This window comes from Phreatobacter stygius (assembly GCF_005144885.1).
Taxonomy (GTDB): domain Bacteria; phylum Pseudomonadota; class Alphaproteobacteria; order Rhizobiales; family Phreatobacteraceae; genus Phreatobacter; species Phreatobacter stygius.
In genome coordinates, this window is the sequence record NZ_CP039690.1 from 4,899,476 (window position 1) to 4,923,242 (window position 23,767).

The following is a 23,767-nucleotide window of genomic DNA, read 5'->3' on the forward strand; positions in this document are numbered from 1 at the left end:
GCGCAGCTGCCCTAGAGGGATGTGGCGGTTGTTGAGCGCTGATCGGTGAATTGGTTCCCGTTTCGGTAATCAAGGCGCGACATAAGTCTTGAATTGCTTGCCTTGTCGCGTCACGATCCAGGGCAACAGCATGCGCATGAAGAAACCACCATCAGACAGGGTGTCCGATGCGTTATTCATCGCAAGATCTGCGCGACCTCTGGGGTCGCTTCTATCGCCGTGAAGCTGAAATGGTCCGGCAATCTTTCGGCCCGGCGCGGATCGCCATCGCGCCGCCGACCGCGGAGGCCTGGCATGCGCTGGAAAGCGTTTTCCTGCGGCACGATTACCTGATCCGCAAGGTCGATACCGGCGGCTATGCCGATCGACCGATCACCGGCGGCACCAAGCCGAGCCTGCATGCCTATGGCATTGCGGTCGATGTCGACTGGCAGACCAACCCCTACAAGAAGACGCCGGACGGGCGGAAAGTCCTGTTCGCCGACAAGCCGACGCAGGAGGAGCGGGCCCGTGAGGTGCGCTTCCTGCGCGCCGATACCGATATGACGCCGGCTCTGGTCGCCGATGCCCTGGCGATCAAGACCAAGGCTGGCCTGCCGGTCTTCGCCTGGGGTGGAGATTTCAAGACGACCAAGGACGCCATGCATTTCCAGATCGATGTCAGCCCGCAGGAACTCGCCGCGGGCGTCGACTGGGCCGGGCTCGACCTGGGCACAGGGGCGGCGGGATCGAGCGCCGGGGACAGCCCGTCGCCGGACGATGGCGAAGCCGGCGACGGACCGATCCGCTTCGGCGGGTTTCCGGCCAATGGCGGCGGCACGACAGCAACGAGCCAGGGGGGTGCAGGCATGAACCGCCAGGTTTTCTTCAACGAGGTTCGCGACGACCTGTTTTCCGGCAGCCTCAGCAAGGCGCAGGTCGCCGGCATGGAAGATCTCATCGACGTCTGGGAAGCGACCTATCGGGGACGGGACCCGCGTTGGTTCGCCTATATCCTGGCGACCGTCTATCACGAGACCGGCCGGCGCATGGTGCCGGTGCGCGAAGGCTTCGCGACCTCGACCGAGGGCTCGGTCGCAGCCGTTACCCGGCTGTTCCAGCAGGGCCGTATTCGCACCAATTACGCGCTGCCGGTCAATGGCCAGAGCTATTTCGGTCGCGGCCGGGTGCAGAACACCTGGCACGAAAATTACAAGAAGCTCGAGAAGCGCTTTGGTTATCCCTTGGTGAGCCAGCCCGATCTGTTGATCACCGATCCGAAGATCGATGCAGCGATCACGGTCGTCGGTCATGTCGAGGGCCTTTGGACCGGCCGCAAGCTGGCCGATTTCATCGATGCCGGCCGCTGCGACTATCGCGGCGCCCGCAGCATCATCGGTACCGACCGTGCCGGCGATGTCGCCAGTTACGCGGTCAATTTCGAGAATGCCGTGGAGGCGGCCCACGCCGCGCCGCCTTCAGTCTCCGCGTCGCCTTTGGTCGCGCCGCCGCCGCGTCAGGTCGAGGCGGTGATCCCCGGGCCGATCGGACCGATCATCGACGGTGTTCCGCCACCCATTTTCCCGGCACCAGGACCAACGCCCATGCCCGAAACGCAACAACCCGATCTCACCCGTCTCCTCGGTCTTATCGCGCAATTGCAGCAGGCCTTGGCCGCGGTGCGCCAGGCGCAACCGGTGCCGGTGGCCGACCCGGCGCCGCAACTCGCCGGCCAGCAGCAATTGCTGGCGATCCTTGCCGCGTTGCTGAGCCCGGGCGGCGTGATGCCTGCCGTGCCGCCGGTTCCAGCGCCGACACCAATTCCGGCACCGACACCGGCCTCGTCCGCCCACATTGGCCCGGTCAATGGGGCGCTCGGCGCGTCGCTCGGCGATCTCCTGAACGGCAAGAAGACCGCCATTGGCCTGATCGGCGCGCTCGCCACCAGCGTGCTCGGCAATGCTGCGCCCGGCACGACACTGGGCACGGTCGCGACATCGATCCCCATGCTCGCTGGCATGAGCGGGACCTTCCTGCCGATCTTCCTTGCGACCGCCGCCTGGGGCGCGCTCGGCAAGTTCGAGAAATGGTCGCAGACCACGCCGACGCCGATGAAGTGAGACCGCCTTCGCCGATCCGGTCCGGCATGACCTGCCGCGCCGGTTCGACAGGCGCGCCGCGACCGGGCGCGTCGCAAGGCTGGATATAGATCTCGCCGCTTCCCTCGGCGCGAAAGCGCTCTACACTCCCCTCAACAATAAGACGACCGAGGAGGAGACCACCATGCTGACCAGGCGTTCCGCTATTGCCGCGCTGTCGATTGGATCGATCCAGGCGGCAAGTTCACCAGCCCGCGCGCAAGCCTTCACCAAGCAGGTGACGCTGATCGTGCCTTTCGCGCCGGGCGGCACATCCGACATCCTGGCGCGCTTCATCGGGCCGAAACTGTCGCAGGCGATCGGCCAGCCGGTCATCGTCGACAACCGGCCGAGTTCGTCAGGCAATGTCGGCGCCGACTATGTCGCGCGGGCGCCGGGCGACGGCCACACCTTGCTGCTCTCGGATGCCGGCACGCTGGCCAGCGTGCCCGCCTTGTTCAAGAAGCTGTCCTTCGACGTGTCGACGGACCTCGTGCCGATCGGCATGGTGTCGTTCTCGCCCTATCTCTTCGCGGTCCACCCGTCGATCGCGGCCAATACGATCGAAGAGCTCGCCGCCTTCGACAAGGCCAATCCGGGCAAGCTGAATGTCGCGACCAGCGGCGTCGGCGCGGTCAATCACCTCACCGCGCTGGTCATAGGCAAGCGCTTCGGCATCAATTGGGGGGCGGTGCCCTATCGCGGCGGCGCCGCCGCCATTCGCGGCGTGGTGGCGAACGAATCCAATGTCATCTTCAACGGCGCCATCGCCACCTTGCCCTTCGTCACCCAAGGCCAGCTCAAGGGCATAGCCGTCTCCGGCGAAAAGCGCCTGGCCCAACTGCCCAACCTGCCGAGCTTCAAGGAACTCAACACCCCGATCCACGACACCGGTTCCTGGCAGGGCATCTATGCCAGCAAGGGCACGCCGCCGGCCATGGTGGCGAGACTCAACGCGGAGCTCGGCAAGATCCTCGCCATGCCCGACGTCTCGGCCAAGATCGTCGAGCTCGGCAGCGAGGTGAAGGCCGGCAGCGCCGCCGAATTCGCAGCCTGGATGACCAAGGCGATGGCCGAATGGGGCGCCATCGTCAAGGCCGAGAACCTGTCGCTCGACTGACCAGAACCTGCCGCTGCAGCGGAGAGCGCCATGGGCCGCATCAATGTCCCCGATCTCGCCTTCGGCCTGTTCCTGGTCGGGGTCGGCGCGCTGGCGCTGGTCCTGATCAGCGATCTGCCGATGGGCACGACCGCGCGCATGGGCGCCGGATATGTCCCGCGCGCGCTTGCCGTCATCATCATCCTGTTCGGCCTGGGTCTCGGCGGCCGCGCGCTGCTCGCCGGCCATGTCGGCTTGCCCGAGATCGCCTGGCGGCCGCTTGCCCTGATCGCCGGCGCGGTCGGCCTGTTCGCGCTGCTGCTGCCGCGCCTCGGCTTGGCGCTGACCAGCCTTGCCGTCGTCATCACAGCGGGTTTTGCCTCTCACGACGTGCGCTTCAGGGAGAACATCGTCGTGGCGCTGTCGCTCGCCGCCTTCGCGGTCGGTCTTTTCGTTTATGCGCTCGGCCTGCCGCTGGCGATCTGGCCGGTGCGCTGACATGGATCTGATCAGCAATCTCGCCACCGGTTTCGCCGTCGCGCTGACCCCCTTGAACCTCGCCTTCTGCCTGATGGGGGTGATCATCGGCACCCTGGTCGGCGTGCTGCCCGGCATCGCGCCGATCACCACCATCGCCATCCTGCTGCCCTTCACCTTCACGCTGCCGCCGGCCTCGGCCCTGATCATGCTTTCCGGCATTTTCTACGGCGCGCAATATGGCGGCTCGACCACCGCCATCCTGGTCAACCTGCCCGGTGAATCCTCCTCCATCGTCACCTGCCTCGACGGCCATCAGATGGCCCGGCAGGGCAGGGCGGGCCCGGCGCTGGCGATCGCGGCGATCGCCTCGTTCTTCGCCGGCACCGTCGCCACCGTCATCATCGCCACCGCCAGCGTGCCGCTGTCCTGGCTGGCGATCAAATTCACCGCGGCCGAATATTTCAGCCTGATGGTGCTCGGCCTTACCGGCTCGGTGGCGCTGGCCCATGGTTCGCCCGCCAAGGCCATCGCCATGGTGCTGCTCGGCCTCCTGTTCGGCCTGGTCGGCATCGACGTGAACACCGGCCTGCCGCGCATGACGCTCAACATCGGCGAACTCGGCGACGGCATCGGCTTCGTGCCGATCGCCATCGGCATGTTCGGCATTGCCGAACTGGCGGTCGCGCTCGGCCGGCCGCAGGACCGCAGCCTCCTGTCGGTGGCGGTGAAGAATCTCTGGCCGAACTGGCTCGAGATCCGCGCCTGCCTGCCGGCGATGACACGCGGCACCGCCATCGGCTCGATCCTCGGCGTGCTGCCGGGCGGCGGCGCGGCCTTGTCGTCCTTTGCCGCCTATGCGGTGGAAAAGAAGGTTTCGGCCACGCCCGAGCGCTTCGGCAAGGGTGCGATCGAGGGCGTGGCGGCGCCGGAGGCGGCCAACAATGCCGGTGCGCAAACCTCGTTCATCCCGCTCCTGACGCTCGGCATTCCCGGCAATGCCATCATGGCGCTGATGGTCGGCGCCATGATGATCCACGGCATCCAGCCGGGGCCGCAGGTGATGACCGCCCAGCCGGAGCTGTTCTGGGGCATCATCGCCTCGATGTGGCTCGGCAACCTCATGCTGATCGTGCTCAACCTGCCGCTGATCGGGCTCTGGGTCTCGCTCCTGCGCGTGCCCTATCGCATCCTGTTCCCGGCCATCGTGCTGTTCTGCTGCATCGGCACCTTCTCGGTCAGCAATTCGACCTTCGATATTGCGCTGATGCTGCTCTTCGCGGTCGCCGGCGTGTTCTTCATCAAGGTCGGCGCCGAGCCGGCGCCCTTCATCCTCGGCTTTATCCTGGGACCGCTGATGGAGGAGAATTTCCGCCGGGCGATGAACCTGTCGCGCGGCAATGTGCTGGTGTTCCTCGAGCGGCCGATCAGCGCCGCGCTGCTGGTGGCGACCCTCGCCCTGCTGGTCGTGCTGATCCTGCCGGCGGTCAGGGCCAAGCGCGAGGAAGTGTTCCAGGAATAGCCGCGACGCGCGGAGCGGCGCCAGGCATGCAGCTGAGCAAGCCGTCAAGGGTACATCGATTGCGATACGGCAGTCGCGTTCCTAATCCGTGTCGGTTTGCGGACAGCAAGCGCTGAACCCTCATCGATCGCCCGTGCCACCCTATTCATGCCGACCTGCACTTGGTCGATAACCGTTCGCGAGAAAATCACTTGTCTCGCGACAGTATTGGCTTGAGAGTTGAGTAAGGCGCAGGATGCGTCGGGAGGTAGTATGTTTGGCCGCGTTGTCCGTTATCTTTTGCTTGTCGTGGCGACAGCGGCCTTGGGCCAGGTGCCCGCGCAAGCCCAGCAGGATCTGCTCCGCTTCTATGGACGGCTGGATCTGGGGGTGCGCGTCGGGTTGCAGCGGAGCCTGATTTGGGTCAACACCTTCCCGGCCATTGCCGACGGGAACATCTCCCCGAGAACCATTACCGCCATTCGCGAATATCAACGGCGGCTCGGACGGCCGGAGACTGGCTTGCTTCGGCCCGATGAGCTCGATCGACTGTTGGCGGATGCCGCCAGGGTCCGTGGCGGCGTCGGCTATCGGACGCTCCGAGACAATGCGACCGGCACGATGATCGGCCTGCCGTCGGCGCTGATTTCCTCTGCCGAACCGGTCCGGCGTGGCACGCGGTTCCGGTCGCCAGCCGGCGACATCGATCTGGTCACCATGAATGTCCCGACCGGCGAGCGCAGCCTGCAGCAGCACTACGAGATGACGCTGAGGAGCCGCCCTCCCGCTCATTACAAGGTGTTTCGCGGCAATTGGTTTGTCATTGCCGGATCTGAACAGAGCGGGCGCAGTTATTACGTGCGCATGCACGATTCCGGATCTTCTCTGCGTGGCTTTGCGATCAGCTATGACCCGGCCCTGACCAGCATATTGGGGCCGGTCGTGTCCGCCATGTCGAGTGACTTCAAGCCGTATGCCGACGGGCCAAGCGTCGCCGAAGCTCAGTCGGATCTCGCGAGCCTGCGCGGATCCATGGCGGCCTTGCCATCGCCGCCCTCGCAAAACCTTCAGCCCTTGCCACCGGTCGATGCTCCGTCTCCGGCACCGGCTGCAGCACCGGCCGGCGTCGGAGGGCCATCCGAACCGATCCGCGAGAGTATCTCGACCGGCACCGGTTTCCTCGTATCGGCGCAAGGCCATTTTCTGACCAATGCTCACGTGGTGTCCAACTGCAGCGCGATCGGCATCGGCGTCTTCGGCGCAGCGCGCCTGATCGACGCCGATCAGACCAATGACTTGGCTCTGTTGAAGGTCGAAGCGCGGGTACCTGCCTCGCCCATTTCGTTTGCCGCGCGCTCGCCTGCGATCGGCGAGGAGATCATCGCACTTGGCTTTCCGCTCCAGGACATCCTTGGCAACGGCATCAATATGACCCGCGGCGATGTCTCCGCTCTGGCCGGAATCGGCGGCGATAGCCGCTTCATCCAGATTACCGCTGCCGTTCAACAAGGAAATTCCGGTGGCCCCCTGCTGGACCGAAGCGGTCGTCTGGTTGGCGTGGTGACTTCCAAACTCAATGCGACGCGTGTCGCGCAAGTTAGCGGCGACATTCCTCAGTCAGTGAATTTCGCCATTCGTTCCGAGTTGGCCGAGCTCTTCCTCCGCCGCCATGGCCTGTCCGCTTCACTCGCGGCCAATGACGCGCCTCGCCGCGAGCCCGTGGAGATCGTCGCCTCCACACAAGAGGCGGTTCAGCAGGTGGCTTGCATCAAGCGTTGACGATCCCCGATTTTTTGCCCAGGGCAAGCCTTCGCCAGCCCGCTGAAGATGCTTAACAATCGGTGCGCTGAGCTCTTGCCCGCCCCAGCGCGGTTCGCAATCGGGTTGCCAAAGCCACTTCCGGACCCAATATGTTGCGTCGCAGCAAACATGTTGCGATGCAGCGTCTTCGGGCGCACTCGATCACAGGGTGCCACCATGTCTGGTCTTTCTGCCTCGCTTGCGAGCCTCATGCGCCAAAGGCGCAACTGGTACGCTTCGCTGCCGTCGGCGGCGAATGCGGCGGTTCCGGGCGATGCCTCCGCCGTGGCGATCCCACTCGCCGAGACCCTTGATTTCGGCTCCAATCCCGGCCGGTTGCGCATGTTGTCCTATGTCCCGGACGGTCTGCCCGCTGACGCCCCGCTGGTCGTCGTGCTGCATGGCTGCACCCAGGATGCGGCCGGCTACAACCATGGCTCGGGCTGGTCGCGGCTTGCCGACGAGGCCGGCTTCGCGCTGGTCTTCCCCGAACAGCAGCGCGCCAACAATCCCAATACCTGTTTCAACTGGTTCCGCCGCGGCGACATCGCGCGAGGCCAGGGCGAACCGCTGTCGATCCAGCAAATGATCAAGCGGATGCTGCGCAACCACCGGCTCGATGCCGGCAAGGTCTTCGTCACCGGTCTGTCGGCCGGCGGCGCCATGACCTCGGTCATGCTGGCGACCTATCCGGAGCTGTTCGCGGCCGGGGCGATCATTGGCGGGCTGCCTTATGGTGTGGCCGGCAATGTCCAGGAGGCCTTTGCCAGCATGAACGGCGCCAGCAGCCACGAGGCCGAAGCCTGGGGCGATCGCGTCCGCGCGGCGTCGCCATACAAGGGCCCCCGGGCCAAGGTTTCAGTCTGGCACGGCATCGACGATCCGACGGTGCGCATCGGCAATGCCCATGAGCTCGTCAAGCAGTGGACCAATGTCCATGGTATTGGCGAGGTCGAGCCCAAACGCGTGCTTGGGCCAGGTCATGAGCGGCTGACCTGGAGCGGACCGAACGGCGGCGTCGTCGAACTCGTCACCATTGCCGGCATGGGCCACGGCGTGCCGGTCGATCCCTCGCAGGAGGGCGGCGGTGAGACCGGTCCCTATTTTCTTGATGCCGGCCTCGCCTCGACCCGCCACATCGCGGCCTTCTGGGGTCTGATTCCACCAGGGCAGGTCGACAAGCCGCGCCCGGTGGCCCCGCCGCGGCGCATGACCATGCCTTTGGCCCCCGACATGGCGCAGCCAGACCCGGGGCTCCAGCGTCCAGGCGACGTCAATACGGTGATCGTCAAGGCGCTGAAGGCGGCGGGCCTGTTGCGCTGAACCTTAGCCGAGGCTCAGGATCGCCTCTCTGATGCGCCGATAGGTGCCGCAGCGGCAAATATTGGTGATCGAATTGTCGAGATCTTCCGCCGTCGGCTTGGCGGTCTTGGCGAGCAGTGCGGCGGTGGCCATCAGGAAGCCCGGCTGGCAATAGCCGCATTGCGGCACCTGGTGGCTGATCCAGGCCTCCTGCAATGTCGCGAAGCGGGTTTGCGCCAGCCCCTCGATGGTGGTCACGTCGGCCGCGCCAAGGGCGTCGATCGGCATGCTGCAGGAGCGCACGGCATCACCGGCGACGTGCACGGTGCAGGCCCCGCATTGCGCCGCGCCGCAGCCGAATTTGGTGCCGGTCAGGCCGAGATGGTCGCGCAGCACCCAGAGCAGAGGGGTCGACGGATCGACATCGACAGTCACCGGCTGGCCGTTCAGCTTGAATGAGAAGTGGGTCATGGGGTTCCTCAGCCGCAGGTCATGTCAACCCGACGCCTTGCCGTGGACGCTGAACACGCCCTGGCGGGACAATGGCAGGGTGCGGTGGCGCTTGGCGGTCGCGGCGAACAGGGCGTTGCACAGCGCCGCGGGAATGCCGACGGGGCCGACCTCGCCGAGACCGCCGAGCGTCGCGCGGTTTTCCAGGAAGTCGGTGACGAGCTCCGGCACGTCGGGCAGGGTGGCAACCCGGTAGCCGTCGAAATTGGTCTCGCGCGTCGTGCCACCCTCGAAGGTGATCTCGGAATAGAGCGCGCTCGACAGGCCCCAGACCACGCCACCCTCGATCATCGAGATGGCATTGACCCGGTCGAGCACCCGGCCGGGGTCGACCACCGAGACGATCCGATGGATCTTGAAGGCATCGCCTTCCAGCGACAGCTCGACCACCTGGGCGAGATAGGCGCGGAAACAATCGGCGAAAGCCATGCCGAGATAGCGGCCGGCGGGCGGGGCGCTCCAACCGCTGAGCTCGGCCGCCCGATCGAGCACGGCGAGCGCCGCCGGGTTGCCGGCCAGCAGCCGCCGGCGATAACGATAGCCATCCTGGCCGGCGGCAAGCGCCAGTTCGTCGACGAAGGATTCGAGCGCGAAATTGTTCGGTCCGTGACCGGTGGTGCGCAGCACCATGGTGGGGATCGGCAGCTCCAGCATCTTGTAGTCGACGCGCCGGTGCGCGACCGCATAGGGATGCTCCACCAGTCCTTCGACGCAGAGCGTGTCGATCATGCCGGGCTTGATCGGCACCGGCGAGACCGGCGCCAGGATGGTCGGGGCGACCAGCCGGTGATGAAAGGCCCTGGGCAGGCCTTGCGTATCGAGCACGGCGGCAAGCCTCTGCTCGAAGGCGGGGCGGAACCAGTCCTGCCGAATATCCTCCTCGCGCGACCAGATGAGCTTGACCGGCCGCCCCACCGCTTTCGAGCAAAGGGCGGCCTGGACCGCGAAATCGGCGATCAGCCGGCGGCCGAAACCGCCGCCGAGATAGGTCCTGACGACCGTTACCTTTTCGGGCGCCACCGCAAGCACGCCGGCCAGCACGACCTGGGTCATCTGGGTGCCCTGGGTGGGTGCCCAGACCGTGACGCCGTCAGGCGTCACCGACACCGTGGCGTTCATCGGCTCCATCGGCGCATGGGCCTGCCAGGGCGAATGATAGGTCGCCTCGATCGGCTTTGCCCCCGCCATCGCGGTTTCAGCCTCGCCGTGGCGCTCGGCGACCACCCAGTCGGCCGGCGCGGCCATGGCGGCGTCATAACGCGCCTGCAGGCTCCGGTCGTCGAACTCGCCGCCGGGGCCCGGCCGCCAGGTGGGTTTCAGCATCTCCAGCGCCATGCGCGCCTGCCAATAGTGCTCGGCCACCACGGCGACCGCGCCACCGAGCGGCACGGTGGCGATGAAGCCAGCGACCCTTCGGGCCTCGGCGTCGTCGAAGCCTTCAAGTTTGCCGCCGATGATCGGCGCGCTCATCACGGCGGCATGGACCATGCCCGGCACCTTGACGTCCGTGCCGAACACCGCCTCGCCCGTCACCTTGGTCGGAATGTCGCGGCGCGGCAGCGAGCGGCCGCCGCCGACCAGACGCCATTGGCTCTCGGGTTTCAGCCTCGGCTCGGCGGGGACCGGCTGCAGGGCGGCGGCTTCGGCGATCTCGCCGAACCCGATCGCCCGGCCGGAGCGGCCATGGCGGACGAGGCCGGCCTCGACGGTCAATTCGGCCGCCGACACCCGCAGGCGCTCAGCGGCAGCCGCCACCAGCATCTCGCGGGCGGCCGCCGCCATCCGGCGGATCAGCCCGTGATAGGTCCGGACCGACTCCGAATTGCCGGTGAACTGCCAGTCATAGAGCGGATGCCGATAGGCCGCGCCAGCGGCCGAGAAGACGACGTCGCAGGCGGCCCAGTCGGCGCCGAGCTCGTCGGCGAGGATCGCTCCGAAGGTCGTGACGATGCCCTGGCCCATCTCGGAATGCGCACATTGCAGCCTGACCCGGCCGTCACGCCCGATGGCGATCCAGGCATTGATGGCGACGGCAGCGCCGCCGGCCACCTGGGCGGCAACCGCGCCGGTGCCGAGGCGCCCGGCAACCAGCACGGTCAGGCCCGCCAGGCCGGCGCCGATCAGCCCGCGCCGCGTCGTGGGCAGGTCGCCCGGTTCAATCAGTTGCTGGTTCATCTCGGCTCCATGGGCTCAGCTCGATTCACTTGGGCGCCGATGGAAGGTTGGGCGCTGATCACAGGTCAGTTCGGACAGGGCGCGCCGGCGGCGGCCCAGGCCCTGAGCGCCGCCTCGAATGCGGCGCGCCCGAGCGGCGGCGGCTGGCGCTTGCCGCCCGGCGTCCAGGCCCACAGCACCAGCTTGTCCTCGGTCATATGGCGGACCAGATCATCCACCGACCGGCCGCCATTGCTGGCCGGGTCGAGAATCGTCCGGCATAGCGTTCCGGCGCCGAGGCCGGTCCAGCCCATGCTGCGTGGGGCGACATGCCAGTGCGGCGCGCCGGGCGCGCCCGACGCCAGGTTGTTGCGCTCGCCGTGACAGGCCGCGCAGGTCATGGCGGCATGGCCGTGGTCGTCAGGGCCGCGCTGGACATTCATGCCATGGGGCCGGCCCTGGTCGCCCTGGGCTGGCCGCTCGCCGCGCGGATGGCAGTTGAGGCAACGCGGGCTCTGCAGCACCGCGGCGAGCGAATCGAAAGGATGGCCGATGGCGGACGGCGAGGGTTGCGCCAGGACCGTCGTGCTGGCCGCGGCGGCGACCGCCACGATGGCCGCAAATCGCCGAAGCTGTTGCCCCCGATACCGGCTGATCGCCATTGCCTGCGCCTCCCGACGGGGCCACTTCCCGTTCGACGAAGCGCAAGCTAGGTGTTTGATCCCGGGCTTTGATGGTGCAATCTCGATGCAGGAATCGAGGGACGCGCTATGGGCCAGGTTCTCCACGGGAGCGCCACGACGACTGAGGCGGTCCGTCGAGCGATACAACATAGTCAAGAGAGCCTGAGGGCTCTGTCTAAGCGCTACGGGATTAACCAGAAGACGGTCGCGAAGTGGAAGAAGCGGACCTCGGTGACCGATGTGCCGACCGGGCCGAAGAACCCGACTTCGACAGTGCTGACGATTGAGGAAGAGGCCGTGATCGTCGCCTTCCGGAAGCATACTTTGCTGCCGCTCGACGACTGCCTCTATGCGCTACAGCCGACGATCCCGACGCTGACGCGGTCATCCCTGCACCGCTGCCTGCAGCGTCACGGGATCAGCCGCCTGCCCGAGGTCGAAGGCGAGAAGCCGGCGAAGACGAAGTTCAAATCCTATCCGATCGGCTTCTTCCACATCGATATCGCCGAGGTGCAGACCGCTGAGGGCAAGCTGTACCTCTATGTCGCCATCGATCGCACGAGCAAATTCGCCGTCGTACAGATCGTCAGGAAGACGGGGCGGACCTCCGCGTCAGCCTTCCTCTCGGCCTTGATCGAGGCCGTCCCCTACAAGATCCATACCGTTCTCACCGACAACGGCATCCAGTTCACCTTCCCGCCACGGTATGCCGATGGTCCGACGGCGCGCTACGTGACGCACATGTTCGGCATGCGCTGCCAGGAGAACGGCATCGAGCACCGCCTCACCAAGGTGAAGCACCCTTGGACTAACGGCCAGGTCGAGCGCATGAACCGCACCATCAAAGAAGCCACCGTCAAGCGTTACCACTACGACAGCCACCGGCAGTTCGAAGCGCATCTCGCCGACTTCGTCAGCGCCTACAATTTCGGGCGGAGGCTGAAGACCCTCAAGGGCCTCACACCCTACGAATTCATCTGCAAACTCTGGACAACAGAGCCTCAACGATTCAGGCTCGATCCACTCCATCAAATGCCGGGACTAAACAGCTAGGGTGGCCACGATCTCAATGAAAATGAAAACGCTGCATGAAGGATCGTGATCTCATCGATATCAGGCGGCTCGACCTGACCGTGCTGCTGGTCTTCGCCGAACTGGTCCGGCGTCGCAAGACGACCGACGTCGCCGCCCGCATGGGCTTGAGCCAATCGGCAATCAGCCACGCCCTGTCGCGCCTGCGCGTCGTCTTTGCCGATCCCCTGTTCACGCGCCGGTCCGACGGCCTCGATCCGACGCCGCGCGCACTCGAACTCGCGCCACGCATCGAGGGCGTGATCGAAGTGCTGCGGGCCGCCATCAGCGAAGGCGGCACGTTCGATGCCGGCGGCGCGCAGCGGCTGTTTCGGCTCGCCGCCAACGACCATGTGATGAGCCTGTTGACCACGGCGCTGACCGGCCGGCTTGCCGCCGCGGCGCCGGGGTGCCGGGCCACCTGGCAATTCGGCGGTGGCGCCGATCGTTTCGAAGCCTTGCGGCGCAACACCATCGATCTCGCGATTGGCCGCGTCTTCAGGCTGCCCGAGGGCATCGTCGCCGAGCCGCTGTTCGAAGAGAGTTTTGCGGTGGTGGCGCGCAAGGGCCATCCGGCGCTGGGCCAGGGCCTGACGCTCGAGATCTATTGCGCGCTCGACCATGTGCTGGTGTCGTTCCGCGGCAATGTCCGCGGTTCCGTCGACATGGCGCTGCAGCGGATCGGGCGCGAGCGGCGGGTGCGGACCAGCGTGCCGCTGTTCTCGACCTCGCTCGCCATCATCGCGGCCAGCGATTGCATCGCGACCGTGCCGGCACGGCTTGCCGCACGCCTCGGGCCGTTCTTCGATCTCGACAGCTTCGCGCCGCCGATGCCGATCGACAACTATACCGTGTCGCTGCTGCGCCACCAGCGAACCGTCGGCGACCATGGCCTGGACTGGCTCATCGGCTGTATTCGCGAGAGCCTGTAGCGGGCGCTCGCCAGTCGTATCGGCCTGGGTTCACTGCACGAAGGCGGGCGCGCCGGGCAGGGGCCTGAGGAACAGGTAATGCGCCATCAGGCGCTGGCCGATCGAGGTGGCGACCAGCACCTGGTCCTCGTCCTTGAGCGGGTCGAGCGCCGCCTCGCAATCGACCGACCATTCGAACGGATATTCCAGGCCGAAGACGGTCATCACATGGGCCGGAAAGGTCACTTTCAGGTGCAGCAGCACCAGTTTCGTCGCGGCATCGATCTCATAGCTGCCGTCATAACGTGCCGTGCCGCGATCGGCGCCATAGACCCGGCCGCCCTCGAAAATGAACATCCCCATGCCGGCGTCGCCGCCAGTGGTGAAGTCGATGCCGTACATGCCTTCGCGCATGAAAGTCTCACCCCATCGGTCCGCCCGTGTCGGTCGACCGGCACGGGCCGATTGTCGAGCTAGGCAAGGATTCAGACGGTTTCGTGGACGAGATGCGGGTAGAATAAGGTCACGTGGGCAGGTCAATCCTTGGCTTCACCTGGTCCGGGTTCGGATCGACTGACGGCACCGGAGCGAGACGGTCTTCCTCGCCGATCGCCAGGCGTGACGGGGCTCTGCTCCGGGCCTTCACCGAGGCCGCGTCACGGACATGGTTCACCAGGCCAGGGGAGGAACTGAACATCACCGGCGTCAACTGGGGGATCATGCCGAATTCGCCGCCATGCTGGCATCGGACCGGAAGGCAAAGGAGGCAAGGTATCCGGTGCTTGCCTGACGATCTGGTGGCGCAAGTGCAACGGCATTTCACATTGTCGCCAGGTGTTTATGGCTGTAATCTGAAGCTTCGGCCCCGAGGGTCGATGGACCCTTTCTTGTCGAACTAAAGCAGGAGGCCGACTTCACTTGAGGAGGCATCCGATGGCTCAGGCAAATTGGCGTCTCGAAGGCGAGTGGATCAAGAACTGCATCTGTGCGTTCGGGTGCCCCTGCGACTTCAACGCGTTGCCGACCAACGGCAACTGCGAGGGCATGGTCGGCCTGCGCATCACCAAGGGCCATTTCAACGACGTCACCCTGGACGAGCTGAGCTTCTTCGTCACCGTGTCCTTTCCCGGCGCCCTGCATCTGGGCAACGGCCAGGCCCAGCCGATCATCGACGAACGGGCAACCCCGGCGCAGCGTGAAGCGCTGTTCGCCATCATGTCAGGGCAGAATTCGGCGGAAGGCACGCTCTTCCATATTGTCAGCCTGATCGTCACCAAGATGCACGACCCGATCTTCGCCCCCGTCACGTTCCAGTTCGACAAGGGCGCGCGGACCGCGCGTGTCAGCATCCCCGGCGTGCTCGAAACCGATGTCGAACCGATCAAGAACCCGGTCACCGGCGCGCCGCACCGCATCCAGGTGGTCATGCCGGAGGGCTTCGAGCACCGCGAGGCCGAGATCGCATCGGCCAATATCAGCAGCACCGGCGCCATCAAGTTCGAGAGCAAGGGCACGCATAGTTCGCTCGCCCATGTGGTGCAGACGCCTGAGGGGGTCGCAGCTTAAGGGTCGCATGACGGCGGGGCGGTCCAGGCTCGAGCGATGGGTGACCCGATGATCGAGGCTCTGCTGCGGCGGGATCGGATTCTTGTCGTCGGCGCCATGCTGACCGTCACGGTGCTGGCATGGGCCTACCTGATCGCTGGCGCCGGCATGGGCGTGCACGAGATGGACGGCATGCTGATGCCGATGCATATGGGCGCGTGGACGCCCGCATATGCCGGCCTGCTGTTCGCCATGTGGGCGGTCATGATGGCGGCGATGATGCTGCCGAGCGCAGCTCCGATGATCCTGTTCTATGGCTCCATCGCGCGGCGGCGTCGGGACAAGGGCGATCCGGTGACGGCCACCGGCGTGTTCGCATCAGGTTACATCGCCGTTTGGGCCGCCTTCAGCCTGGCGGCCGTCGCGCTGCAATTCGCTCTGGAACAGGCCGCCCTGCTCTCGCCGATGATGGAAACGACGAGCATCGCTGTCGCCGGAAGCGTGCTGATCGCCGCGGGGATTTATCAATGGACGCCCTTCAAACAGGCCTGCCTCCGGCAATGTCGGTCGCCGCTCGATTTCGTCATGACGCATTGGCGCGAGGGAACGCGCGGCGCCCTGGCCATGGGGATCGTCCACGGCAGCTATTGCCTCGGCTGCTGCTGGATGCTCATGCTGCTGCTCTTTGTCGGCGGCGTCATGAACCTGTTGTGGATCGCCGGTCTCGCCGTCTTCGTGATGATCGAGAAACTGGCTCCCGCGGGGCATTGGATCGGGCGTGCGGCAGGCATCCTGCTCATCGCCTGGGGCGGCGCAACCCTCGGCGGGCTGATGCGATGACGGAGCGGCTTTTCCGGAGCCTGGCTCGCGTCGGCACATTGCCGCGGACGCGCGGCATGCGTCCAGGATCCAAGGAGGCGACGGCACGACGGGACGCCCAGGCCTTGCCGATCTCGCGGAGCGCCCTCGGCTTCGGTGTTTCGTCGAGCGATTTGAGCGCCCGATAGCCCTCCCTGGCGCCGAAATCGTCGACCGGCAGCACGTCCGGGCGTTCCAGCGAAAACATGAGTCGCATCTCGACCGTCCGGCGGCCGATGCCTTTCAGTGTCACCAACCCCGCGATCAGCCTTTCGCCATCCGTCCCGGCAGCCACTGGATTTGAAAGCAAGAGACGGAGTGTCTTGACGCTTGACGCTGTCTACTTGCGGCCCCGGCAAAGCTCGCGCGGCCGTGCCCTATCTCAAGAGGCGGCCGATCGACGCAACAGGCGGGATCGACTGACATGAACGACCTTTTCGGCAACGAAGCTCCTGAAGCGCCAGAGCGCGAGCCATTGGCGCCTGGCGCGGTCATCCTGCGCGGTTGGGCGCTGCCGCTCGAAACGGCGCTGCTGACAGCACTCGACGGCATTGTCGCCGAGGCGCCGTTCCGCCACATGGTGACGCCGGGCGGCTTCGAAATGTCGGTCGCCATGACCAATTGCGGCGCGGCCGGCTGGGTCACCGACCGCCGGGGCTATCGTTACGATGGCAAGGATCCGGAGAGCGGCAAGCCTTGGCCGCCCATGCCCGCGGTGTTCCTGACGCTGGCGCGTGAGGCGGCTGACGAGGCCGGTTATCCCGGTTTCGTTCCGGATGCCTGCCTGATCAACCGTTACCAACCGGGCGCCCGCCTGTCGCTACACCAGGACCGGAACGAGCGCGACTTCGACAACCCGATCGTCTCCGTCTCGCTTGGGCTTGCCGCGACCTTCCAGTTCGGCGGCCTCAGCCGGACCGACACGGTGCGCAAGATCCCGCTCCGGCACGGCGACGTCGTGGTCTGGGGCGGGCCGTCGCGGCTGTTCTATCACGGCGTCCCCGCGCTCAAGGACGGTGAGCATCTGACGGTTGGCCGGGTCAGGCTGAACCTGACGTTCCGCAAGGCGCTTTGAGGCCGCCGGTCGTCGCGGCCAAAGCGCCGCCGGTGTGAAATCCAGTTTGAAAGCAAGGACCGGAGCGCAAGTCGGCCCCCTACGACCTACCTTCGATCGCAGTTCAAGTGGACTGACAAGGAGGAGATGAAAATGACCGAAACCATTCGTTATGCCTTCGGGCAAAGCTCGCTCGGCGCGTTCATCGCCGCCTCGTCCGATCGTGGCCTGGTCGCCTTCGAATTCGCCGAGCAGGGCCCGTCTTTGGTCAAGGCGCTGGGCGAGCGTTTCGCCGACGCCCAGGTGGTCGAGGACGTGGCTGGGCTCGCCGGGACCGTCGGCAAGCTCATCGACATCGTCGATCACCCGGATCGTGATCCGGACCTGGCGCTCGATCCGCGCGGCACGGATTACGAGATGCGGGTGTGGGACGCGCTGCGCCGGATCCCGGCCGGCCGGACTGTCAGCTATGGCGAGATCGCCGCCGGGCTCGGTGCGCCGCGCGAGGCCCGCGAGGTGGCGGAAGCCTGCGCCGCCAATGCCATCGCCATCTTGATTCCGTGCCATCGCGTGGTGAAGAAAGACGGCGCGCTGGCGGGCTATCGCTGGGGCTTCAAGCGCAAGCGCGAACTGGTCGCGCGCGAGCAGGCGGCCTCGGCGTTTCAGCTCGCCTGAGCAGGAGCCGGTACACACGGCATGGACAAAGCGCCGCGCCACTGCTCAAGGTGGCGCGGCGGGCATGCCGCGCGGAGGAGGACGGTCCATGGATCATGTCGGGACATTGGTGGCCATCGGCGGCGTGTTTCTCTTGGCCTGCCTCAGTCCCGGTCCGGTCTTTGTGGTGATTTCCTCGACCGCCATCGCCGTGTCGCGCAAGGCGGGCGTCCTGGTCGGCCTGGGCGTCGCCGGCGCGACCTTCACCTGGGCCCTGGTCACCATGCTCGGCCTCGGCGTCGTGATGACCCGGCTTGCCTGGCTCCATACCGGCATCAGGCTTGCCGGCGCCGCCTATCTCGTCTGGATCGGGCTCTCGATGATCCTTGGCGCGGCCAAGCCAGGCCGGGCGGTCGATGTGCCGCCGGTCGATCGGGCCGGCACCTGGGCGGCATTCCGGCGCGGTTACCTCACCAGCATCACCAATCCGAAGGCGGCGGCCTTTTTCGGCAGTATCTTCGCGGTCATGCTGCCGGCCCATGCGCCGTCATGGGTCTATGGCGCGGCCGTTGCCCTGGTCGCGGCGCTGTCGGCGTTCTGGCATTGCGGCCTGGCCCTGGTCTTCTCGGTGCCCGCGATCCAGGCCGGCTACCGGAAGGCCAAATCCAGGATCGACCGTGCCGTCGGCGTGCTGCTGATCCTGCTGGGCGTCAGGCTGGCGGTCGCGCGCTGACAGCTGACCTCGCCGGCGAGCGGTCGACATCCGCTCAAAAGTCGAGACGTCCGCGCAGATCGCCGAACGGGATCATGACGTGCTCGCGATAGCCTGGCCGCTATCTTGGCGCGGGCGTGGCGTCGGTCAATGTCGCCACCGCCTCCTGGACGCTGCGGAACAGCTTGTCCGGGCCGAGATCGGCGAGAATGCCGAACCGGTCGAGCGCCTGCCGGGCGCGTACCGACTCCAGCCGGGCAATGGCGAAATCGGCGCCGGAGGCCTTGCAGGTGGCGATCAGCGCCCGCAAGGCCATCGCCGCGGTATAGTCGACATTGGCTATGCCGCCGGCCTCGAGCACGACCAGTGCCAGCGGCCGCCCCGAGGCCGAGACGAGCCCGGCCGCGCCATTCTGGAAGGTCCGCGCATTGGCGAACAGCAGCGGCGCCTGGAAGCCGATGACCATGACGCCCGGCTGCAACTCGCCTGGCGCATGCGGATCGGGCGGCCACCAGACGGTGGTGCCGGGGATCCGCCGGTATTCGACCGGCCGGGTCTGGGTGGTCATCCAGACGCCGTGCAGCAGCGACAGGCCAATACCGATGGCCACCCCGGCCTGGATCGGCAGGACGATGATGGCCGCAGCCGTCAGCGCGATCAGCGCAAATTCGGCCGGCGCTTGCCGGGCGATCGTGACCATGGTGCCGAGCCGGAAGATGCGCTGGGCGACGAACAGCAGGACGCCGGCGAGCGCCGCCTCCGGCACATGGGCGAGCAGCTGGCCGCCAAACAGGACGAGGGCGAGCACGAGGGCCGCCGCGACCAGCGGGCCCGCCTGTGATACGCCGCCGGTCTCGGCCACCACGGCGGTGCGCGGCGGGCTGGCATTGACCGGCATGGCGCCGAGTGCCCCGGCGACCAAATTGGCCGCGCCGGCGCCGACGAAGTCGCGGTCGATGTCGGGCGGTCGTCCGCCCGGGTCGGGGAAGGAATGGCTGACCGCCGCGGTCTGCATCATGATGACCAGCGCAACCGTCAGCGCCAGCGGCAGAAGCTGGCGCAGATCCTCCAGGCCGAGATCGGGCATGACCGGATGGGGCAGGCCGCCGGGCAAGGTGCCGAGCACGGCGACACCGCGCCGCTGAAGATCGAAAGCGACCACGGCAAGCGTTGCCAGAACGAGGGCGATGAGCGCGCCGGGGATGCGGCCGCTGATCCGCTCCGAGACGAGCATGATCGCGAGAACGCCAAGCCCGATGCCGGTCGAGAAGGGATTGATCGCGGCGAGCTGGGTTGCGATGGCGGAGAGCTTGCCGAACATGTCGCCCGGGCCGACGGCCAGTCCGAACAGGCCAGGCAATTGCGAGACGACGATATGAACCGAAATGCCGGCGAGGAAGCCGGTGACCACCGGCTCGGACAGGAGATCGGCGATCCAGCCGAGCCTGAGCGTTCCGCCGATGATCAGCAGGGCGCCGACGATGAGCGCGAGCGTGACGGCCGCAGACGCGAGCGTCGTGGTGCCTGAGGCGGCCAGGGCCGCGAGAGCGCCGGCGAAGATCGGGGTGATGGTCGAGTCGGCCCCAACGGTGAGGATGCGGCTCGCCCCGGCCAGTGCGAAACCGATCGTTGCTCCGACAAAGGCATAGAAGCCGATCTGCGGTTCGAAGCCGCCGAGCCTGGCGGTCGCCATCTGTTCGGGAATGGTGATGGCGGCGAGCGTCAGGCCGGTCAGGACGTCGCGCCCGAAGGCCGCGTAACCGGGCAATGCCGGCCCCGGCTGGGAGCCGGCCGGAGGCAACCGGGCATGAGATCCGGAAGCTTGGTCATTCATCCGGCGACCATAGGCCGAAATGGCCGATGCGCTACAGCGCTAAGTCACCACCCGAGCGCCGAGTGCAGTCGATGCGACGTCGTGTTGTCGCAAGGGTAACGCGTGCGACTATCGGGGGAGGAATGGATCGCAGGTCAACACAGGCGGTCGGCGTCGCCGCCGACTGAACGATCCGGTTATAGCACTTATAGGATCTCTCTCTTAGACCTGCGTGCCGCTGCATCGTAGCAATCATCGGGCTGCCACCGTTTGAGGAAAGCGCGATGAAATTCGGTCTGATGACGCAGATCCAGATGCCTCGCCCCTGGACCGAGACGACCGAGCGCAACGCCTATTGGGATGGCCTTGCCCAGGGTGTTGCGGCCGAGGCCGCCGGCTTCGAATATTTCTGGATCACCGAGCAGCACTTCCTGATCGAGATCGGCCATGCGCCGGCCTCCGACATGTTCCTGGCCGCGCTCAGCCAACGCACCAGGACATTGCGCATGGGGCTCGGCGTCGTGCTTCTGCCGCTGCACAATCCCTTCAGCGTCGCCGAGCGTGTCGCAACCCTCGATATCCTCAGCAATGGCCGGGTCGAGTTCGGCACCGGCCGCGGCACCACCTCCTACATCCTGAAAGGCATGGGAGTGGATCCGGCCAAGGGGCGCGAACTCGGCAAGGAATCGCTCGAGGCGATCCTGAAAATGTACGAGGGCGAGTTCTTCACCGGTTACAAGGGCCAGCATTTCGACCTGCCGGCCCGCCATGTCACGCCGCGCCCGATCCAGCGTCCGCATCCGCCCCTGTGGATCGCCGCGACCAACCTGGAGACCTATGAATTCGCCGGGCGCCAGGGTTTCGGTGTCATCGGGGTGACCCGCAACAGCCAGGACGACACCAAGGCGGCGGTCCAGCGCTATCGGGCGGCAGCCACCGGCAGCGACCGGTCGAGCCAGATCGGCAAGGTGGTCAACAACCAGGTGGCGGTGTTCGGCATTGCTTGCTGCCACGACAACGACCGGGTCGGGCGCGAACTCGCCTGCGCCGCGGCGCGCTGGTACTACGGCGACAACGATGCCGAACTCAATCACATGCGTTTCACCACGGCCGGCGGCGTCGCCAAGGTGCGCGAGCGCATTTCAGGCTTAAGCAATGACGACCTGATCGAGAACGGCATGGCGCTCGGCGGCGATGCCGACACCTTGTCGCGCCAGGTCGAGAAATGGGCCAATTGCGGCCTCGACCAGATGATCTTCATGATCCAGGCCGGCAATACCAATCATGACCAGGTGATGCGCTCGATCGAGCTGATCGGCGAGAAGGTGATCCCGCGCTTTGCCGACAAGGACTATGCCATCGCGGTCTGAGCCACCCGTTCGCCACGCCAGAGGCTGTCCGCGCATGTCGAAATCCGACTTTCCGCCCGAGGAGTTCGACGACCGGCTGGTGCGTGTCCGTCAGGCGATGGCGAATGCCGGCCTCGACTGGCTTTTGCTCTTCCATCCCGTCTCGATCCATTGGCTGACCGGCTCGGACGCCAAGGGTTACCAGGCCTTCCAGTGCCTGCTGGTGCCGGCGGCCGGGGTCGCCCCGATCATGTTCACCAGGCTGTCCGAACAGGCGGAAATCCTTGACGACGCGCTGACCGGCGAGCTGGTCTGTTGGGGGGGCCCGGAGCCGGAAGACCCGCTGGCGGCCTTCGCGATTCTGGCGCGTCGGCTGGGGCTGCCGGCCGCCCGCGTTGGCATGGAAGTGCCGGCCTTCTATCTGCATCCGCACCATTATCTCGCGATCAAGGCACTGCTGGGCGATGCCCTGGTCGCCGAGCCGAGCAGCCTCGTCCACGACCTGAAGCTCAGGAAGTCGGCGCGCGAGCTTGTCCTCATCCGCAAGGCCGCGGCCATCGCCGACCTGACCGTCGAGGCCTTGGTCGGCGCACTTCGCCCCGGCCACAGCGAACTTGAGGTGACTGCTGCAATCTATCAGGCGCTGCTTGCCGCCGGCGGCGGCCAGCCGGTGACACCGGTCAATCTGGTGTCCGGCCCGCGCGCCGGCTTCAGTCATGGCGCGCCGACTGAAAGGCGGCTTGAGCCGGGCGACTTCGGCAATGCCGAATATTGCGTGCCCTATCGGCGCTATTCGGTGTCGATCGGCCGGCAGTTCGCGATCGGCCGGCCCTCAGCACGCATGCTGCAGCTCTACGATGTGGCGCGCCGGGCAAGCGACGCCGCTATTGCGGCGATCCGCGCCGGCGTGCCGGCCACCGTGCCCCACGAGGCGGCCAAGCGCGTGATCGCGGAAGCCGGGCTTGATCATGCCCGTGTCCACATCTCGGGTTATGGGGTGGCGCCAGGCTTCCCGCCGGCATCGGGCGAGCCGATCCATCTCTTCGGCGGCAGCCCATACCGGCTGGAGGCGGGCATGGTGCTATCCGTCTGTCCGCCCGTCTTTCTTGGCGAAGAACGTCTCGGTGCGCGTCTGGTCGACAATGTCCTGGTCACCGAGACCGGTGCCGAACGGTTGTGCCGCGCGTCGCGCGATCTGATCGTCGTGTGACCCGTCACTCGGGCGGCAATTCGCCCGACCAGACACCGGACTGGACGAGATCACGCACCACCTCCTTGACCGTCTCGGCGAGCTTGCCGATCAGCGTGTGCTGAATGTCGGTGCGCGGCACGTTCTGGCAGGTGAGCATGGCGAAGGGCCAATAGGCCGGCGGCTCGAACGAGTGGATCTCCAGTTCGCCGCGGCTCAACTCGCCTTCGATGGCGCCACGGGTGAGCAGGCTGAAGCCGACGCCCTGGCGCAGCATGGCGCGGGTGATGGTGGTGTCGTCGACCTCCACCTTGGCCGACAGCGAAATGCCGCGCGCCGCGGTCCACTTGTCGAGCAGCCGGCGCGAGGCATTGGGCCGGCTCGGCAGGATCAGCGGCAGCTTGGCGAGATCCTCGGTGCGGATGCGGCCGACGGAAGCACCCAGGCTGCCGGCGCGGCCGACCAGGTAAACCTCTTCGTTGAGCAGCGGCGTCACCTCGAAGCCGCGTTGCGGCACCGGATCGTGCAGGCAGGCGAGATCGACCTGGCCGCGCACCAGCCATTCGTGGATATAGCCGCTGAAGCCGCCGACGATCTTCAGGAAGACGTGCGGATAGGCTTCACCGAACCGCTCGACCAGCGGCGGCGCGATGAAATGGCCGGCGGCCGGTGGCACCGCGAAGGAAATCACGCCGGAAAGGCCGGCATGGCCACTGCGGATATCGGCCTTGGTCTGTTCCAGTTGGCGCAGCAGCAACTGGCTGCGCTCGAGCAGCAGCTTGCCGGCCTCGGTCAGCGTGACGCCATGGCCGTGGCGTTTGAACACCGGACGGCCGAGTTCGTCTTCCAGATTGCGGATGGTGCGGCTGACCGCCGGCTGCGAGATACGCAGCAGCTCCGAGCCGCGGCTGTAGCTGCCGCTCTCGGCGACCGTCTGGAAATAGCGGAGCGCTCTGATATCCAAGTCT

Annotated in this window: 21 protein-coding genes; 15 read left to right on the forward strand and 6 right to left on the reverse strand. The window is 66.4% G+C overall.

Features of this window, described 5'->3' with window-relative positions:
• Window positions 1–167: 167 nt before the first annotated feature.
• From E8M01_RS22980 to E8M01_RS23005, 6 genes are all read left to right on the forward strand, one after another.
• A complete protein-coding gene (locus E8M01_RS22980; RefSeq protein WP_136962292.1) occupies window positions 168–2,099 on the forward strand; it encodes a M15 family metallopeptidase in 1,932 nt (643 codons plus the stop codon).
• A gap of 163 nt (window positions 2,100–2,262) precedes the next feature.
• Window positions 2,263–3,237 (forward strand): Bug family tripartite tricarboxylate transporter substrate binding protein, encoded by a 975-nt coding sequence (locus E8M01_RS22985; RefSeq protein WP_136962293.1) that lies wholly within the window; start codon window positions 2,263–2,265, stop codon window positions 3,235–3,237.
• Between the two features lie 30 nt (window positions 3,238–3,267).
• Window positions 3,268–3,714, forward strand: a complete 447-nt coding sequence (locus tag E8M01_RS22990) for a tripartite tricarboxylate transporter TctB family protein (protein WP_136962294.1) — start codon at window positions 3,268–3,270, stop codon at window positions 3,712–3,714.
• A 1-nt stretch (window position 3,715) separates the two neighbouring features.
• Window positions 3,716–5,215: a tripartite tricarboxylate transporter permease gene (locus E8M01_RS22995; RefSeq protein WP_136962295.1), complete on the forward strand. Its 1,500-nt coding sequence runs from the start codon at window positions 3,716–3,718 to the stop codon at window positions 5,213–5,215.
• Between the two features lie 252 nt (window positions 5,216–5,467).
• Complete coding sequence (locus E8M01_RS23000; RefSeq protein WP_136962296.1) at window positions 5,468–6,973, forward strand: serine protease; 1,506 nt, start codon at window positions 5,468–5,470, stop codon at window positions 6,971–6,973.
• A gap of 198 nt (window positions 6,974–7,171) precedes the next feature.
• A complete protein-coding gene (locus tag E8M01_RS23005) occupies window positions 7,172–8,317 on the forward strand; it encodes an extracellular catalytic domain type 1 short-chain-length polyhydroxyalkanoate depolymerase (RefSeq protein WP_136962297.1) in 1,146 nt (381 codons plus the stop codon).
• 3 nt (window positions 8,318–8,320) lie between these two features.
• Here E8M01_RS23005 and E8M01_RS23010 read toward each other — a convergent pair whose 3' ends face one another.
• The 3 genes from E8M01_RS23010 to E8M01_RS23020 form a co-directional block, all read right to left on the reverse strand.
• On the reverse strand, window positions 8,321–8,767 hold the full coding sequence (locus E8M01_RS23010) for a (2Fe-2S)-binding protein (protein ID WP_136962298.1): 447 nt from the start codon (window positions 8,765–8,767) through the stop codon (window positions 8,321–8,323).
• A 24-nt stretch (window positions 8,768–8,791) separates the two neighbouring features.
• Window positions 8,792–10,981 (reverse strand): xanthine dehydrogenase family protein molybdopterin-binding subunit, encoded by a 2,190-nt coding sequence (locus tag E8M01_RS23015; RefSeq protein WP_136962299.1) that lies wholly within the window; start codon window positions 10,979–10,981, stop codon window positions 8,792–8,794.
• Between the two features lie 65 nt (window positions 10,982–11,046).
• Window positions 11,047–11,622, reverse strand: a complete 576-nt coding sequence (locus E8M01_RS23020; protein WP_136962300.1) for a hypothetical protein — start codon at window positions 11,620–11,622, stop codon at window positions 11,047–11,049.
• Between the two features lie 108 nt (window positions 11,623–11,730).
• Between E8M01_RS23020 and E8M01_RS23025 the strand changes: the two genes are divergently transcribed.
• Window positions 11,731–12,696, forward strand: a complete 966-nt coding sequence (locus tag E8M01_RS23025) for an IS481 family transposase (RefSeq protein WP_136959355.1) — start codon at window positions 11,731–11,733, stop codon at window positions 12,694–12,696.
• Between the two features lie 35 nt (window positions 12,697–12,731).
• The gene (locus tag E8M01_RS23030) at window positions 12,732–13,646 is read left to right on the forward strand and encodes a LysR family transcriptional regulator (RefSeq protein ID WP_136962301.1); all 915 of its coding nucleotides are present in this window, start codon (window positions 12,732–12,734) and stop codon (window positions 13,644–13,646) included.
• 30 nt (window positions 13,647–13,676) lie between these two features.
• Here E8M01_RS23030 and E8M01_RS23035 read toward each other — a convergent pair whose 3' ends face one another.
• Entirely contained in the window at window positions 13,677–14,039 is a 363-nt protein-coding gene (locus E8M01_RS23035; RefSeq protein WP_136962302.1) for a hypothetical protein, read from the reverse strand.
• Between the two features lie 519 nt (window positions 14,040–14,558).
• On the opposite strand from E8M01_RS23035, the gene E8M01_RS23040 reads away from it, so the two are divergent.
• The 5 genes from E8M01_RS23040 to E8M01_RS23060 all read left to right on the forward strand — a co-directional run bounded on the left by E8M01_RS23040 (window position 14,559) and on the right by E8M01_RS23060 (window position 18,469).
• Entirely contained in the window at window positions 14,559–15,191 is a 633-nt protein-coding gene (locus E8M01_RS23040; RefSeq protein ID WP_136962303.1) for a DUF1326 domain-containing protein, read from the forward strand.
• A gap of 48 nt (window positions 15,192–15,239) precedes the next feature.
• Complete coding sequence (locus tag E8M01_RS23045) at window positions 15,240–16,010, forward strand: DUF2182 domain-containing protein (protein WP_246088395.1); 771 nt, start codon at window positions 15,240–15,242, stop codon at window positions 16,008–16,010.
• A 442-nt stretch (window positions 16,011–16,452) separates the two neighbouring features.
• Window positions 16,453–17,103 (forward strand): DNA oxidative demethylase AlkB, encoded by a 651-nt coding sequence (alkB, locus tag E8M01_RS23050; protein ID WP_136962305.1) that lies wholly within the window; start codon window positions 16,453–16,455, stop codon window positions 17,101–17,103.
• A 132-nt stretch (window positions 17,104–17,235) separates the two neighbouring features.
• A complete protein-coding gene (locus E8M01_RS23055) occupies window positions 17,236–17,757 on the forward strand; it encodes a methylated-DNA--[protein]-cysteine S-methyltransferase (protein WP_136962306.1) in 522 nt (173 codons plus the stop codon).
• An 88-nt stretch (window positions 17,758–17,845) separates the two neighbouring features.
• Window positions 17,846–18,469 carry a LysE family transporter gene (locus E8M01_RS23060; protein WP_136962307.1) on the forward strand — a complete coding sequence of 208 codons (624 nt, stop codon included), beginning with the start codon at window positions 17,846–17,848 and terminating at the stop codon, window positions 18,467–18,469.
• 100 nt (window positions 18,470–18,569) lie between these two features.
• Here the strand turns inward: E8M01_RS23060 and E8M01_RS23065 are convergent, their stop codons facing one another.
• Window positions 18,570–20,216: a SulP family inorganic anion transporter gene (locus E8M01_RS23065; protein WP_246088396.1), complete on the reverse strand. Its 1,647-nt coding sequence runs from the start codon at window positions 20,214–20,216 to the stop codon at window positions 18,570–18,572.
• A 329-nt stretch (window positions 20,217–20,545) separates the two neighbouring features.
• On the opposite strand from E8M01_RS23065, the gene E8M01_RS23070 reads away from it, so the two are divergent.
• On the forward strand, window positions 20,546–21,631 hold the full coding sequence (locus E8M01_RS23070; protein WP_136962309.1) for an LLM class flavin-dependent oxidoreductase: 1,086 nt from the start codon (window positions 20,546–20,548) through the stop codon (window positions 21,629–21,631).
• 34 nt (window positions 21,632–21,665) lie between these two features.
• The gene (locus E8M01_RS23075) at window positions 21,666–22,820 is read left to right on the forward strand and encodes a M24 family metallopeptidase (RefSeq protein WP_136962310.1); all 1,155 of its coding nucleotides are present in this window, start codon (window positions 21,666–21,668) and stop codon (window positions 22,818–22,820) included.
• Between the two features lie 4 nt (window positions 22,821–22,824).
• Here the strand turns inward: E8M01_RS23075 and E8M01_RS23080 are convergent, their stop codons facing one another.
• Window positions 22,825–23,763 (reverse strand): LysR family transcriptional regulator, encoded by a 939-nt coding sequence (locus E8M01_RS23080; RefSeq protein ID WP_136962311.1) that lies wholly within the window; start codon window positions 23,761–23,763, stop codon window positions 22,825–22,827.
• Window positions 23,764–23,767: the final 4 nt, after the last annotated feature.